16 protein-coding genes are annotated in these 13,782 nt (G+C 54.4%); 6 read left to right on the forward strand and 10 right to left on the reverse strand.

Features of this window, described 5'->3' with window-relative positions; genetic code table 11:
* The first annotated feature begins 5 nt into the window (after positions 1-5).
* Positions 6-992, forward strand: a complete 987-nt coding sequence (locus ALMA_RS00240) for a D-alanine--D-alanine ligase family protein (RefSeq protein WP_094725888.1) — start codon at positions 6-8, stop codon at positions 990-992.
* 84 nt (positions 993-1,076) lie between these two features.
* Entirely contained in the window at positions 1,077-2,024 is a 948-nt protein-coding gene (trxB, locus tag ALMA_RS00245) for a thioredoxin-disulfide reductase (protein WP_094725889.1), read from the forward strand.
* Between the two features lie 71 nt (positions 2,025-2,095).
* Here trxB and ALMA_RS08115 read toward each other — a convergent pair whose 3' ends face one another.
* From ALMA_RS08115 to rpmH, 10 genes are all read right to left on the reverse strand, one after another.
* Positions 2,096-2,248, reverse strand: a complete 153-nt coding sequence (locus tag ALMA_RS08115) for a hypothetical protein (RefSeq protein WP_158520616.1) — start codon at positions 2,246-2,248, stop codon at positions 2,096-2,098.
* Positions 2,245-2,535 carry a DUF2089 family protein gene (locus ALMA_RS00250; protein ID WP_086106630.1) on the reverse strand — a complete coding sequence of 97 codons (291 nt, stop codon included), beginning with the start codon at positions 2,533-2,535 and terminating at the stop codon, positions 2,245-2,247. Before ALMA_RS00250 ends, ALMA_RS08115 begins: the two co-directional genes overlap by 4 nt.
* Positions 2,536-2,951: 416 nt before the next feature.
* Positions 2,952-4,106: a ParB/RepB/Spo0J family partition protein gene (locus tag ALMA_RS00255; RefSeq protein ID WP_094725890.1), complete on the reverse strand. Its 1,155-nt coding sequence runs from the start codon at positions 4,104-4,106 to the stop codon at positions 2,952-2,954.
* 1 nt (position 4,107) lies between these two features.
* The gene (locus ALMA_RS00260) at positions 4,108-5,100 is read right to left on the reverse strand and encodes a ParA family protein (protein WP_094725891.1); all 993 of its coding nucleotides are present in this window, start codon (positions 5,098-5,100) and stop codon (positions 4,108-4,110) included.
* A gap of 13 nt (positions 5,101-5,113) precedes the next feature.
* The gene (gene rsmG / locus ALMA_RS00265; RefSeq protein WP_094725892.1) at positions 5,114-5,821 is read right to left on the reverse strand and encodes a 16S rRNA (guanine(527)-N(7))-methyltransferase RsmG; all 708 of its coding nucleotides are present in this window, start codon (positions 5,819-5,821) and stop codon (positions 5,114-5,116) included.
* A 10-nt stretch (positions 5,822-5,831) separates the two neighbouring features.
* Entirely contained in the window at positions 5,832-6,413 is a 582-nt protein-coding gene (locus ALMA_RS00270; protein WP_086106634.1) for a Jag family protein, read from the reverse strand.
* 112 nt (positions 6,414-6,525) lie between these two features.
* Complete coding sequence (yidC, locus tag ALMA_RS00275) at positions 6,526-7,521, reverse strand: membrane protein insertase YidC (protein WP_094725893.1); 996 nt, start codon at positions 7,519-7,521, stop codon at positions 6,526-6,528.
* Between the two features lie 4 nt (positions 7,522-7,525).
* Positions 7,526-7,837 carry a membrane protein insertion efficiency factor YidD gene (gene yidD / locus ALMA_RS00280; RefSeq protein WP_211278311.1) on the reverse strand — a complete coding sequence of 104 codons (312 nt, stop codon included), beginning with the start codon at positions 7,835-7,837 and terminating at the stop codon, positions 7,526-7,528.
* 2 nt (positions 7,838-7,839) lie between these two features.
* A complete protein-coding gene (rnpA, locus tag ALMA_RS00285) occupies positions 7,840-8,238 on the reverse strand; it encodes a ribonuclease P protein component (RefSeq protein WP_094725895.1) in 399 nt (132 codons plus the stop codon).
* Positions 8,239-8,266: 28 nt separating this feature from the next.
* A complete protein-coding gene (gene rpmH / locus ALMA_RS00290; protein WP_021617360.1) occupies positions 8,267-8,401 on the reverse strand; it encodes a 50S ribosomal protein L34 in 135 nt (44 codons plus the stop codon).
* Between the two features lie 387 nt (positions 8,402-8,788).
* On the opposite strand from rpmH, the gene dnaA reads away from it, so the two are divergent.
* The 4 genes from dnaA to ALMA_RS00310 all read left to right on the forward strand — a co-directional run bounded on the left by dnaA (position 8,789) and on the right by ALMA_RS00310 (position 13,600).
* Positions 8,789-10,270, forward strand: coding sequence for a chromosomal replication initiator protein DnaA (dnaA, locus tag ALMA_RS00295; RefSeq protein ID WP_244568805.1), 1,482 nt, complete (start codon positions 8,789-8,791; stop codon positions 10,268-10,270).
* A 542-nt stretch (positions 10,271-10,812) separates the two neighbouring features.
* Positions 10,813-11,937 (forward strand): DNA polymerase III subunit beta, encoded by a 1,125-nt coding sequence (gene dnaN, locus ALMA_RS00300; protein ID WP_094725896.1) that lies wholly within the window; start codon positions 10,813-10,815, stop codon positions 11,935-11,937.
* A 15-nt stretch (positions 11,938-11,952) separates the two neighbouring features.
* On the forward strand, positions 11,953-13,137 hold the full coding sequence (gene recF / locus ALMA_RS00305; RefSeq protein WP_094725897.1) for a DNA replication/repair protein RecF: 1,185 nt from the start codon (positions 11,953-11,955) through the stop codon (positions 13,135-13,137).
* Positions 13,127-13,600 carry a DciA family protein gene (locus ALMA_RS00310; RefSeq protein ID WP_094725898.1) on the forward strand — a complete coding sequence of 158 codons (474 nt, stop codon included), beginning with the start codon at positions 13,127-13,129 and terminating at the stop codon, positions 13,598-13,600. Before recF ends, ALMA_RS00310 begins: the two co-directional genes overlap by 11 nt.
* The last annotated feature ends 182 nt before the right edge of the window (positions 13,601-13,782 follow it).

Consider the following 13,782-nt stretch of genomic DNA (forward strand, 5'->3'; position numbering starts at 1 on the left):
ACCCCATGAACCCACGCGTTTTGATACTCTGCGGAGGCCTCAGCCACGAGCGTGACGTCTCCTTAAGCTCCGGGCACCGCGTAGCCGGCTTCCTCGAGGAATCTGGCCAGTGGACGGTGGACGTCCATGACGTGGACAGCACTCTCGTGGACTACCTCACTGACCCTGCCACGCGCCCTGATGTGGTCTGGCCGCTGCTGCACGGTTCTTACGGCGAGGACGGCTCCATCCGTGACGTCCTCGAGATGCTGGATCTGCCGTACATCGGTTCGCGCGCGAAGGCCTCCACGCTCGCGTGGAACAAGCCGGTGGCGAAGAACATCGTACGTAAGATAGGCCGCGTGCACACCCCGCATTCGGTCACGCTTCCTCAGGACGTCTTCCGCGAGCTGGGCGTGCAGTCCATCATCCGCCTCGTGGTCGATGCGCTGGGTCTGCCGCTCATCGTGAAGCCGCATAAGGGCGGTAGCGCGCTGGGCTGCACGGTGGTGCGCGAGGCTGAGCACATGCCGCAGGCTCTCGTGGACTGCTTCGCGTACGGAGATACCGCGCTCATCGAGCATTTCGTGGAGGGTACGGAGGTGTCCGTGTCCATCCTGGATACGGGCGACGAGATCATCGCTCTGCCGCCTATCGAGATCAGCACGCCGAGCGGCGTATACGACTATTCTGAGCGCTACACGCCGGGTGCCACGGAGTTCATCGTTCCGGCTCGGCTGTACGAGGAGACGCTCGAGCGCGTGAAAGAGGATGCCTTAAGTGCTTACCAGGTGCTCGGTCTGCGGGACATCGCGCGCATGGACTTCATCGTGGATCTGGACGGCACGCCGCAGTTCATGGAGGCGAACGTGACGCCGGGCATGACGGACGTGTCCATTCTGCCGCGTGAGGCCGTGGCTGCTGGCTTTAACCTCAGCGAGCTGTATTCGCGGATGGTGCGCGCTGTCCTGGACGAGCACCGGAACGTTCCGCACGAGGCGACGTCGCGTTAGCTTTCTGCTTTTTCTTATGGCCAATTTTCGCTCTCCGCGTCCCTCGGGAATACCCACGGACGTGTGCGCGTTAAAGGAGATACTATGACTATTCGTAACGCTATCATCATCGGCTCGGGTCCTGCCGGTTACACTGCGGCCCTGTATCTGGCGCGCGCTGGATATGCCCCTCTGGTCATCGCGGGAGCCATCACTCCTGGCGGACAGCTCGTGAACACCACCGAAGTGGAGAACTTCCCAGGCTTCCCTGAGGGCATTATGGGGCCTGACCTCATGGAGAACATGCGGGAGCAGGCAGAGAAATTCGGCGCTGAAGTGGAGTATGATGACGTGGTCTCCGTGGACTTCAGTGGAGACGTCAAGACCGTCACCACAGACATGGGTGAGACCTACTCGGCACGCACCATCATCCTGGCCACCGGTGCATCCTACCGTCACCTGGGCGTGCCAGGCGAAGAAGAGTACTCTGGCCGCGGTGTGTCCTACTGCGCCACCTGCGACGGCTTCTTCTTTAAGGATAAGCCTATCGTCGTGGTGGGTGGCGGCGACTCTGCCATGGAAGAGGCAGACTTCCTCTCCCGCTATGGGTCTTCCGTCACTCTCATCCACCGCCGCGACACCTTCCGCGCTTCACAGGTCATGCTGGACCGCGTGCGTGCGAACGAGAAGATCACCATCCTCACGAATACCGTGGTGAAAGAAGTGCTCGGTGATGACGCACAGGGCGTCACCTCGGTACGCCTCGAAAACACGGTGGATGGCACGGAATCCTCCCTCGATGTGAACGGCCTGTTCATAGCCATCGGTCACATCCCCCAGTCGGGATTCCTCGGGGATGCTGTCCAGCTGGATGCTGAAGGCTACATCGTTCCTGCAGAAGGTACGGGCCGTAATACTCTCACTTCTGTACCAGGCGTCTTCGCCGCAGGCGACGCCGTGGATAAGGTCTACCGCCAGGCCATCGTGGCCGCAGGCGCTGGCTGCCAGGCAGCACTCGATGCTCAGGCGTATCTCGTAGAGCACGCAGAGTAAGTTTTTTAGGATACCACGTTACACGACGCGCGAGGCTTTCTCTTTTCTGAGGAGCCTCGCGCTTGTGTCTTTTAAAGATTACGGATGGAGATGCGCTCATCCTTCGTAGTCTGATGATTCTTCTTCAGGTACTTCACTGCAGCCATAGTGAGCACCCCTAATGCCCCGAGAATGAAGACTACCAGGAGTATACCGAAGATACATCCAAACACAGCTCCTATCATGATTCCTGCCCCTTTCTGTACTCATCGATGAGTACTTTTGCAGTATCGATGTCATATTTTTCTTCTATAGCGAGCCTTTTCACGAGAAGGACGAAGTCATCATCGTGCTCCTGATCAGTGAGCTGAATCTTTTCCCTCACTTTATCGAGTCTGGCGCGAATAGTGGGATACGAGACCTGGTACAGACTCGCCATCGTCTTCAGAGAGCCCGAAGACAGCAGAAAATTCCGGATGAATGCATGATCATCCTCGGATAACACTGCGAACCACCGTGGAATTTCTGCCATGACTCTCCTTCCCGATATTTAATATTATTAAATAATATTAAATATATTTTATATATAAGAAGAACTTTTTGTCAATTCACCATCCACCGAAGCCATAAAGAGATAGAATGTAAGTACTTTCATCCAGAAAAGGAGGCCATAATGGCGTGGGCTATAGCGGATATAGCATTATCTGTCATTCTCAGTTTCGCAGCTTTTATGGGCGGATGGTATACCGTGAAGGCATATCTCACTAAGAGAACTGCTAAGGAGGAGAAGTAATCATGTGGTGGTGGATAGAAAAATTACTCATCATCGTGAGTTTTTTCATTTCCGGAGGATTCTCCGCTTATGGAAGTATGACATGGGGAAAATTATCTGAGAAAAAATAAAGGCGAGGTCCACGCATACGCGAACCTCGCCTTCAGAGCGGAATATTAGTTCAGCACGTTTAGAATCCTGTCCAGCTCCTCCTGCGAGGTGAAGCTGATCTCTATACGTCCGCGCTTCGCTGAACCCTTGATAGCTACGTGCGTGGAGAAGCGAGACTCGAGACGCTCCACGAGTTCTGGGTTCTCCCACGGATTCGTCCGCACAGCGCGCGGCTTCTTCTCCGAGTCGCTCATGCGTGCCACGAGCTCCTCCACGGAGCGCACAGACAGGCCTTCCTTCACTATCTTCTCAGCCAGCTTTTCCATGTCCTCCTGGTTCTGCAGGCTCAGCAGAGCACGTGCATGTCCAGCAGACAGTTCACCGGCCGCCACACGCTTCTGAATGCCCCCAGGAAGCTGGAGAAGACGCAGGGTGTTCGTAATCTGTGGGCGAGACTTCGAGACGCTCTGAGCGAGCTTTTCTTGCGTCAGACCGAACTCTTTAAGCATCTGCTGGTATGCAGCTGCCTCTTCGAGTGGATTCAGTGCCACACGGTGCAGGTTTTCCAGCAGAGCATCGCGCAGCATGTCTGTATCTGCCGTGGTCTTCACGATGGCTGGAATCTTCTCCAGCTGAGCCAGACGGCTCGCACGCGTACGGCGCTCACCCATGATGAGCTCATAGTGGTGACCATCATGCGTCTGAGGATCCACTTCGCGCACCACGATAGGCTGGAGCACACCCACTTCTTTAATGGAGTTCGAGAGCTCCTGAAGCTCCTGCTCTTCGAAGACGTGACGTGGCTGGTATTCATTCGCCACGATGTCATCGAGACGCACTTCTGTGAGGTATGCACCCTTCACCGGACGCAGGCCAGAGATGACCGTAGCACCCTCTGTAGAGGACAGCAAGGCATCCAGCGCATCCGTAGACTTATAGTGCGGGATAGAGTCCTGCAGCGATGGGATCGCTGGGCGCTCTTCTTCCAGGGAATCAGCAGCAGAGCCCCTATCCGAGCCCATACCAGGCATCTCGATGGCTGGCATAGCTGCACGCTGAGTCTTCGTCTTCTTCACAGGCTTATTAGCTCCTTGTGCTGGAGAGGATGCGGCGGATGCAGAAGCAGCTACAGCTGCCTCATTCACTTCTTCTTCGCCGGATTCATTAATCGTAGGGAAGAGTGCTCCGAGGCCTTTTCCGAGTCGAGAACGTCCTGGCATCTTACTGCTCCTTCTTCAGGCGGTCTAACAGAGTGAATATGTGTGTGCTCTTTTTATTAATCTCGAGAGCTGCTTCGCGGTACGCTATGGCACCCATTCCGCGCGGATCATACGCGATGACGGACTGGGCGAAGCTCGGCGCTTCCGCTATGCGCACCGCGCGTGGGATGGTAGTCTCGAGCAGAAGTGACGCGTAATGCTGCCCCACTTCCTCATACACTTCGTGGCTCAGCAGTGTGCGCTTGTCGTACATGGTGATGAGGATGGCCGAGATGACCAGCTCGCGGTTCATGCTCTTCTGGACGAGCTGAATGGTGCGCAAAAGCTGGCCGAGGCCTTCCAGAGCGTAGTACTCTGCCTGGATAGGGATGACCACTTCGTGCACAGCGCACAGCGAGTTCAGTACGAGCAGTCCCAGGCTTGGTGGGCAGTCGATGATGACGTAATCGTACTTCTTCTCACTGGACTCGAGGTACGCGCGAAGCTGGTCACGCAGCAGGTAGACGCGGTTTTCCAGCGAAGATATTTCGAGTTCAGCACCCGAAAGATCGATAGTGGACGGCACCACGTCGAGGTTCTCGAAGTCAGGGCATACCTGCAGCGCCTCGGCTATGCTGGCGCGGCCTTCGATGACGTCGTACAGAGACAGGGTCTGCGAGTCATGCTGAGCTCCGAGAGCAGTGGAAGCATTGCCCTGAGGATCCATATCCAGAACGAGCACGTTCATGCCAGCCTCAGCCAGCGCTGCCGCCAGATTCACGGACGACGTGGTCTTTCCCACGCCACCCTTCTGATTCGCCACAGCGAGGAATCGCGTGGACTGCGGCCTCTCGAACGTCTGCGAAGCCAGCTTATCGATGCGGTTAATCTCTTCAGTAATGGACGCGCCTACCTCAGACTCAGGCGAATCCTTAAAAATGCGGTTAATAACGTGCGAGGCAGATTCGAACTGAGGGTCGTCGGTCGGGAATGTTTCACGTGAAACATCACTCATGGTCTACCTCCACTTATTTCTTATTCACTACGAGTACGCGCGTCGGCTCGAGGCCTTCGCCTACAGGCGCTTCATACACATGCGGATGCACTGCCCCATACTTTTTCATCTCTTTGGCAGCCTTCTCCAGCTCCGCTTCCACGCTCCTGCCCTTCAGAGTTACTAATTTACCACCTGAAGCAAGCAGTGGGAATATCATACCCGTAAGCTTAGTCATAGGAGCCACAGCACGGCACGTAGCGATGTCAAACCCTCTAAAACCGCGAGGCAGCAGGCTTTTCACATTCCCCGCCACATGTCCCGGCGTCACTTCCTGCGCACGCGCGCGCACCACCGTCACGTTCGTCAAGCCCAGCTCAGCGACCACTTCATGCAGCCACTCCACGCGGCGTTCCATAGGCTCCACGAGATACACAGGAACATCCGGCATGCACGCCGCCACGATGATTCCCGGGAAGCCGCCGCCGCTGCCGATGTCGCCGATGATAGGCTCGCGACCGCCCTTCACCGAGCGCAGATCCTCCATCTCCTCCCAGAGGAATGGCACGAGCGCAGCCGAGTTCAGGATGTGGCGCTCCCAGATAATGTCCACATCCCGCGGTCCTATGATACCGCGCGGCTCACCCTCCTTCTCCAGCTTGGCATGAAAAAGGGCGAGCGGTTCGTACGCCTCTGCGAGCACCTCGCGTGGCAGGGGCGATGAAGAAAGAAGATCAGTCATACTCTCGATACTACTCGTTCGTCTCGGCTGTGTCTGGGGTGTCCTCGAAGTCCTCGTCGAGCTCGTCTACGTCCGGCTTATCCCCAGCATCTGCCGTGTCTGCTGGACGCTGGTAGACGGTGACGTACCGCTTCGGATCGACGCCATGCGAGCGGGACTTCAGGCCTTCTTCGCGGATGACGTCGTGGACTATCTTTCGCTCGTACGAGTTCATAGGCCGCATGTCCACCGGTTCGCCGGTGTCCAGGACTTCCTGAACGGCGTCGAGCGCGAGGTTTACGAGGCGTTCGCGGCGCTTGCGCAGATATCCGTCCACGTCCACGATGACGCGCGAATGCTCGCCTGTGGCCTGCTGAACGGCGAGGCGTGTCAGATGCTGCAATGCGCTGACCACCTGTCCGTCGCGCCCGATAAGGTGTCGGATATCCGTATCATCGTCCGCTACTATCTGCACGACAGGGTGCCCCTGGCGCACGCCCATCTCGATGTCGCCGTCATAGTCGGCTATGTCGAGCAGCTCCTCCAGGTAGTCTGCCGCGATGTCAGCTTCTTCGTTGAGCTGATCGATGTCGACTTCAGTGTTCTGATTCATAATGCTCCTTACATTACTTTCAGTTTACCGCCGGATAAGTATATCGACGCGCGATGCCTCGTAAGAAGCACCGCGCTCGTTTCGTTCTTTTTTTTATGTCAATTTTTCCGTTTTAGGAGCGCTTCTTTTTGCGCGATGGCTGGTAGCGCTGCGTGCCCCCATTTTTCTTCAGTTCTGCTTCAGCTTCCTTAGCTTTCTGCAGCTCTTCTTCCTCGATGGATGGCAGGCCTTCCCTCTGGCGGCGCTCCTGCTCCTTCGTGTAATCGCGCTTTTCCTTCGCCTCATAAGCCGCAGATCCTGGGGTCGGGAAATTCTCTACCTGGTAGATCATCTGAAGCAGCGTCCACGTGTTATTCGTAGCCCAGTAGACGAGTACTGCGAACGGGAATGCCACACCAGAGAAGATGTACATCACCGGGAAGATGAAGGCCATAATGCGCTGCGTGTTATACTGCTGAGTTCCGATGGACGCCTTCGGCATATTACGACGCAGGCTGTAGTACTGCGAAAGGAACATGGTCACGCACATGTAGGCCACAAACAGACCGATGATGATCTTTCCGGAGCCTTCTGCGCTCGTAAAGTTCGTGGAGATCTTCGTCCCGAAGACCGTGGTGTGCATAATCTCTTCAGCCACCGTCTTATCGAATCCACCGAGGGCATCTCTCGTACCATTCGCTATAGGCTGGATGGCGTAAAGAATGTAGAACAGGGCCATGAACACAGGGCCCTGGATAAGGGATGGGACACACGAGCCCATAGGATTCACATTATTATCCTGGTAGAGCTTCATGGTCTCGCGGCTCTGAGCTTCGCGAGACGCAGCATCCGTCTTTCCCTTATACTTGTTCTGTATCTTCTGCATCTTCGGCTGGAGAGCCTGCATACGGCTCATGGACGCCATCTGCTTGGCGAAGAATGGCAGAATGATGATGCGCACCGTAATGGTCAGAAAGATGATGGACAGTACCCAGGCAAATCCTGGCCCGGACTGCATCCCCAGTGCCACGAAGATACGGTGGAAGAACACCATAACCTGCGTCATGACCCATTCCAGTGGGTACAGGATTCTATAAATAAATCCGAAGAAACCTTGATCGAGATTCATACTTTTATTCTTCCTCTCCGTACGGATGGTACTGAGGTTCTATGCTCGGCTCTTCGTGAGCTGAAGACCACGAGAATCTATACCAGACCGAAAACTTTTTCGGTACGTCATCGATGCCGCCACGTGACCAGGGTCTGCAACGCAGAAGCCTGAGAATGGCCAGTACACTGCCACGAAATGCACCGAAGCGCTCCACAGCAGTGAGAGCATACGTAGAGCAGGTGGGATAGTACTTACAGGATGGCAGTGTCCGAGCAGAAATCTGCGTGCGGTACCACTGAATCATCCGTATCACTACCCTACTCGCCCAGCTCATGCTCAGTCTTTCTGAGATTCTACGATGCTGGCTATCTTCGTCAGCGCCTTTTCTACCTGCGGCTCGAGATCACTAAAGGGGACGCTGTAGCACCCCGGTTTGGCTCTCATTACACAGTCGATGCCATATCCCGCTGGGAGGAGATGCTCGTACCGGCGTGCGAGTACGCGAAAACGGCGCTTCACCGTATTTCGCTGAACCGCATGTCCCACAGACTTCGACACTGCCAGCCCCAGACGATGTACTGCCGTAGAACTGACTAAGTCGTCCATTTGATTCTTACTATCTGAGCTCTGTGGCGTAGACGTAACAAGGAAATGAACGACTATATCGTGTGTGGAAACGCGCTGGCGCTTCCGTAAAACTGCAGTAAAGTCCTGGTGACTCTGTAACCGCTCCACTGTCAGGCGCTTTTTTCGCGCGTATCGCTTATGCAGAGAGGGACTTGCGGCCCTTTGCACGACGACGGTTAATAACTGCGCGACCCGCACGGGTACGCATGCGCAAACGGAAACCGTGCTTCATATGACGACGACGGTTGTTTGGCTGGAATGTACGCTTCATAGTTAACGCTCCCATATGTAGCCGTGACCATCACGGCTTCCTTTTATTAAGTCAATCTCTACAACCTTACTTGAAACCCTGTACCAGAGCAAGTTCACCCCGTTATCCACGCGTCGTACACAAGTTACCCACACATTATCCACCATGTGCATAACTTCCTCATTTCATGCACATTTAAAAATTACACCCGTGTAGTTATGCACACAAAGGCTTGTGAATAAGCGGATAACATTGTGGATAACTTTATCCACTTATCCACAAATTACACCCGTGTTATTCACAAACCCTTATTTTCAACACACGTGCTTGTGGATAACTTACTGTGGATAGTGTAAACTGTGGTAGGCGTGAAAAAGATGCGCGGAATTTTTCGTTCGAGGAGAGGCTATGGCACAGAACATGGATGCTACTGAGGTCTGGAATCAGACCTATCAGTTGCTGCTTGATCAGCCGCTGGACCTCACCTTACGTGAAGTGGCCTGCCTGAATGACATTAAGGTCACAAATATCTTCGGCACCATGCTGGTGCTGACCGTCTCGAGCGAATCCACACGTAGCGTCGTGGAAAAGAAGCTGCATTCTGCTCTTACTCAGACTTTTTCTCAGGTTATGGGCCAGGCCATGACCTACGTGGTTCAGATAGATCCACAGGTCCTTGAGCAAAACGCTCAGAATGTAAATGTACCAGTCCCCCAGCCTGTACCACAGAACATCGCGCAGGTGCGTGAACCTGCGCCTCCAGTGGCAGCACCGAGGATAGTAGAGCCGGAGATAGTCCCTCCGAATGCCGCTCTCGACGTTCCGCAGAATACGCGCGACGAGGTCACGCACCTGAATAAAAGCGCGCGCTTCGATAACTTTGTTCCAGGCGACTCGAACCAGTTCGCGAAGTCTATAGCCTTCGCCACGGCTGAGCGTCCAGGCTTCGAATATAACCCACTGTTTATCTATGGCGGGTCGGGGCTCGGAAAGACGCACCTGCTGAACGCCATCGGAAACCAGGCGCTGCTTATTAATCCGCGTCTGAAGGTGCGCTACACGAATTCTGAGGAATTCACGAACGAGCTGGTCATCGCTCTGGGTAATAACGCGAGCAGCCGCCGCGCGGAAATGGTGGAATTTAACCGCCGCTACCGCGGAGTGGATATCCTCCTGGTCGATGACGTGCAGTTCATCGCAGGACGAGATACCACCGTCGAAGCGTTCTTTAATACCTTTAATGAACTCTATGAACAGGGTAAGCAGATAGTCCTCGCCTCAGATGTTCCTCCGAAGAACCTGAAGGGACTTCCAGACCGCTTAATCTCACGCTTTAGCCAGGGCCTGCCGGTAAGCATCGACCCGCCATCGCACGAGCTGCGCGTAGCTATCCTGCGTATGAAGGCGAAGGCTCAGCACATCGATATTCCTATGGAAGTGCTGAATCTTATCGCAGAAAAGGTCACGGATAATGTCCGCGTCCTCGAAGGTGCGCTCACGCGTATCTCCGCTATGGCGAGTTTGAGTAATCAGATTATTACGAAGAATCTGGCAGAACAGACTCTGAAAGACTTCGCGAATTCCACGGTGGAGATTACTCCTACGAATATCATCACTTTCGTGGCGAAGTATTATAAGCTTACGTTCGAGGACATCGTCGGATCCTCGCGCACGAAGAACGTAGCGCAAGCACGCCAGGTGGCTATGTATCTGTCCCGAGAGCTCACATCTATGTCTCTCGTGGACATCGGATCCACCTTTGGCGGCCGCGACCACTCGACTGTGATGCATGCCTGCCGTAAGATTTCTGCAGAAATGCAGGAAAATCCAGAGACGTATACGGCTGTAACAGAGCTGACCACGCAGCTGAAGCAGGGAAACGGCTTCTAAAAAAGGCTTCTAAAACTTCGCCCAGAATGCGTCCCGTTCATCTGAGCGCTTCTCAGAGACGAAAAACGTATTTCACGGAAAAAATCCATAATTTCAGAGCGCGCCACGCCGAACGGAAAAGAATTTTTAAAAAAAAGTTATCCACATGTCTATCCACATTATGCGCAAAAACCCGTGGAAAAGCCGTGAGTAACCCGTGAAAAAGAGACCCGAAAATGTGGATAATTCAGAAATCATCGAAACCATGTGGATAACCACCCTAGTTATACACATTTTTTCATCCACCTATACACACTGTGGATATCTTCGAGAAGCGCAGTATTTCGCCCTTCCGCGTAGTTTTCCACAGTATCCACAGCCCTTATTATTACTACTATCTTAGTTATCTTTTATCCTCGTCATCATAAAACTTACGTAAGTAGCGCGCGTATAAACGTTCAGCAGAAAACCGCCCAGTTTTCGGCTACAATGGTTCCTAGCTCGTGAATCTGAAGAATTTTTAAGCATCCGCGCTCTCAGAGCGCCACAGAAGGAGAAGTTTTATGAAACTCGACGTCGATTCTGCTGCCTTTGCCGACGCAGTCGCCTGGGCTACGCGCATTCTGCCGTCTCGTCCAGCTACGCCTATCCTTGCTGGCATTAAGCTCGAAGCTCGTGACGGTGAGCTCGCTTTTTCCACTTTCGATTACGAAAAGTCCGCTCGTCACCACATCGAGGCCGCTGTGGACGAGGATGGCACTATCGTGGTGCTTGGTAAGCTTCTCGCAGACATAGCGAAAGCTCTTCCTCAGGGCACTATTTCGCTACAAACTGCGAATTCTCGCGTGACGATATCCGGCGGAAAGTCGAAATTCTCCCTGCAGCTCATGCCGGAGAGCGACTATCCACAGCTTCCAGAAATTCCTGCTGCCGTAGGCCAAGTAGACGCGGAAACCTTCTCTGCGGCTGTGAATAAGACTGCAGTAGCTGTGGCGCGTGAGGAAAACCGCATCGTTCTCAAAGGCATCCGCGTAAACATCGATGGGGATAAAGTGGTGATGACGTCCACAGACCGCTTCCGTCTGGCGCGCACCAGCTTCACGTGGACCCCGGAAAACGCAGACTTCCAGTCCACGCTGCTCATCGATGGCAGCGTCATCAAGGACATCTCAAGGAGCCTCGACACCACGAGTAACGTGGTCCTCGGCTATAACCCAGAAAAGTCCACGCTTCTAAGCGTGTCGAATGCGGGCCGCCAGTCTACGGCGCAGCTTATCGATGGCGAGTTCCCTGCTGTGGACCGCCTCTTTGTGGATGAGTATCCTATCCACGCGGTCATTAACCGTTCCGAGCTCATCAGCGCCATTACGCGTGTAGCTCTCGTGGCGGAAAAGAACGCGCCTATCCGCATGGTCTTTACGAATAATGAAGTCCAGCTTTCTGCAGGATCTGCCGACGAGTCCCAGGCGAAGGAGACCATCGACGCACAGCTGGACGGTGAAGCCATCACCGTGGCCTTTAATCCGTCCTATCTTAAGGAAGGTCTGGGTGCTATCGACGAGCCGTACGTGCGCATGAAGATGGTGAATGCGGCACGCGCTGTGGAATTTAACGGACAGCAGGAGCTCGACGGCGACGAATCGCTGGATTACCGCTATCTGCTCGTTCCTATGCGTTTCATCGACTAGGCGCACGCGAACCGTATGTATATATCGCGTCTCGCGCTGGACCATTTTCGTTCCTGGGAGCAGTGTCTGCTGGACCTCGCTCCCGGGATCACCATTTTTTATGGGGCGAACGGCATCGGGAAGACAAATATCGTGGAGGCTGTGGAGTTCCTCTCTACGGGGATGAGCCACCGCGCGTCGTCAGCGAAGCCGCTTATTCAGGCAGGTCAGCCATCAGCCCACATCCGCGCGAATGTGGAGTTTCGCGAGGAGCAGCAGACGCAGTATGCGGTGACGCTTTCGTCTCGCGGAGGCCACCGCGCTCGCGTGAATGGCGGCGCGTCCGGCTTTCTGCGTGACGTCCTCGGACAGGTTCCGAGTGTGACGTTCGCGCCGGAAGATCAGCGCCTCGTTTCTGCTGAGCCGGCTCTTCGCCGTCAATTTCTCGATACCGCTGCTATAGTGCTTTTCCCGCGGTATTATGACCTCTTACAGCGTTACACGCATATAGCGAAGCAGCGCGCTGCACTGCTGAAAAATGTGGCGGCTTTGCGTGCCCAGCCCGATGCAGACCTTTCTCAGGTCTTCGTAGGCCTTGAGATATGGACTGCACAGCTCGTACAGACTGGTCTTGAGATTACGCAGATGCGTTCTCAGGTGTGTGAACGCCTCGCTGAGCCCTTCTGCGAGATTTATGAGCATGTAGCGGGAGAAAAGCAGACAGTAGAACTGCGCTACTCCCCTTCCTATGCTGAGGGTGAGTACGAGGCAGTCATAGCACACTATCAGCGGCTTTTCGAAGGAGAAGTAGCGCAGGCTCGAAACCTCATAGGTCCACATCGCGATGATGTAGAGTTCATCTTAAACGGTATGCCTGCGAAAGACTATGCCTCGAATGGGGAGATGTGGAGCATCGCACTCGCCCTGAAAATGGCTCTCTTCGAAGTGATGAAAGAGGCGAAAGAGACCATACCCATCCTCATTCTTGATGATGTCTTCGCCCAGCTGGATAATGCTCGGCGCTCGCAAATCCTAGATTTTGCTTCTCAAAATGATCAGGTGTTCATTACCGTAGCTGCGAAAGATGATGTTCCTGCACAGCTGCTGAGCACAGAGCTTCAGGAACGTGTGCATTTCGTCGATGTAGAGGCGCTGCGCCAGGCGGAGGAAAAATTGGCAGAAATGCCGAAACTCGAGGACTTTCTGAAGCATGACGCGTAAACCCATACCCGAGGAATTCCGCCTGAACACGGACGCTCTGGCCGCGCGGCTCTTCGAACCGTACGCCCATCAGTTCGTACAGAAACGCAGCTTCGACGAGGAAAACAGAAAAGCCGCCGAAAGCTTCGGACAGAAGGGCCGCGACTGGACGGATTTCGGATCTGTCCTCGCTTCCCTCACGCAAAACCCGCTGTGGAAGACGCGGATGGCGCTCGCCCGGCTGTATGATGACTGGACAAGCATCGTGGGAGACAGCATAGCGCGAAACTCACGCGTGGGACGCCTCAGGGGCGGAGAGCTGAGCATCATCGTGAACTCTCCGGCCTGGGCGAATACCATCAGCTTCATGTCCGAGGCGATTCTCGAAAAACTCCACACGCATCCGGCCACGAAAGACCTCGATATCCGCTCCATAAAAGTGATAGGTGGGCAGAATGAGCCGTATAAAAGGCGGCGGTATTAAGGGCGGCATGAACGGCTATATAAACGGTAGTATGAAGTCGCGCTCTGTGTGGGACATGTCCCACTTTTCTAGTACCCTATTAGTAAATAGTAAAAACGCGTGTGAGGCCCCTTTATGGGGCTGTGAGCGTGAATGGGATAAAAAATAAGCCTCGGAAACGGGGTTTATTTTTATAGTGGAAG

This window comes from Alloscardovia macacae, from assembly GCF_002259705.1.
GTDB classification, from domain to species: Bacteria; Actinomycetota; Actinomycetes; order Actinomycetales; family Bifidobacteriaceae; genus Alloscardovia; species Alloscardovia macacae.

Coding starts and splice junctions, on each gene's coding strand:
- ALMA_RS00240 (WP_094725888.1), top strand. CDS start 6: ATGAACCCACGCGTTTTGATACTCTGCGGAGGCCTCAGCCACGAGCGT.
- trxB (WP_094725889.1), top strand. CDS start 1,077: ATGACTATTCGTAACGCTATCATCATCGGCTCGGGTCCTGCCGGTTAC.
- ALMA_RS08115 (WP_158520616.1), bottom strand. CDS start 2,248: ATGATAGGAGCTGTGTTTGGATGTATCTTCGGTATACTCCTGGTAGTC.
- ALMA_RS00250 (WP_086106630.1), bottom strand. CDS start 2,535: ATGGCAGAAATTCCACGGTGGTTCGCAGTGTTATCCGAGGATGATCAT.
- ALMA_RS00255 (WP_094725890.1), bottom strand. CDS start 4,106: ATGCCAGGACGTTCTCGACTCGGAAAAGGCCTCGGAGCACTCTTCCCT.
- ALMA_RS00260 (WP_094725891.1), bottom strand. CDS start 5,100: ATGAGTGATGTTTCACGTGAAACATTCCCGACCGACGACCCTCAGTTC.
- rsmG (WP_094725892.1), bottom strand. CDS start 5,821: ATGACTGATCTTCTTTCTTCATCGCCCCTGCCACGCGAGGTGCTCGCA.
- ALMA_RS00270 (WP_086106634.1), bottom strand. CDS start 6,413: ATGAATCAGAACACTGAAGTCGACATCGATCAGCTCAACGAAGAAGCT.
- yidC (WP_094725893.1), bottom strand. CDS start 7,521: ATGAATCTCGATCAAGGTTTCTTCGGATTTATTTATAGAATCCTGTAC.
- yidD (WP_211278311.1), bottom strand. CDS start 7,837: ATGAGCTGGGCGAGTAGGGTAGTGATACGGATGATTCAGTGGTACCGC.
- rpmH (WP_021617360.1), bottom strand. CDS start 8,401: ATGAAGCGTACATTCCAGCCAAACAACCGTCGTCGTCATATGAAGCAC.
- dnaA (WP_244568805.1), top strand. CDS start 8,789: ATGGCACAGAACATGGATGCTACTGAGGTCTGGAATCAGACCTATCAG.
- dnaN (WP_094725896.1), top strand. CDS start 10,813: ATGAAACTCGACGTCGATTCTGCTGCCTTTGCCGACGCAGTCGCCTGG.
- recF (WP_094725897.1), top strand. CDS start 11,953: ATGTATATATCGCGTCTCGCGCTGGACCATTTTCGTTCCTGGGAGCAG.
- ALMA_RS00310 (WP_094725898.1), top strand. CDS start 13,127: ATGACGCGTAAACCCATACCCGAGGAATTCCGCCTGAACACGGACGCT.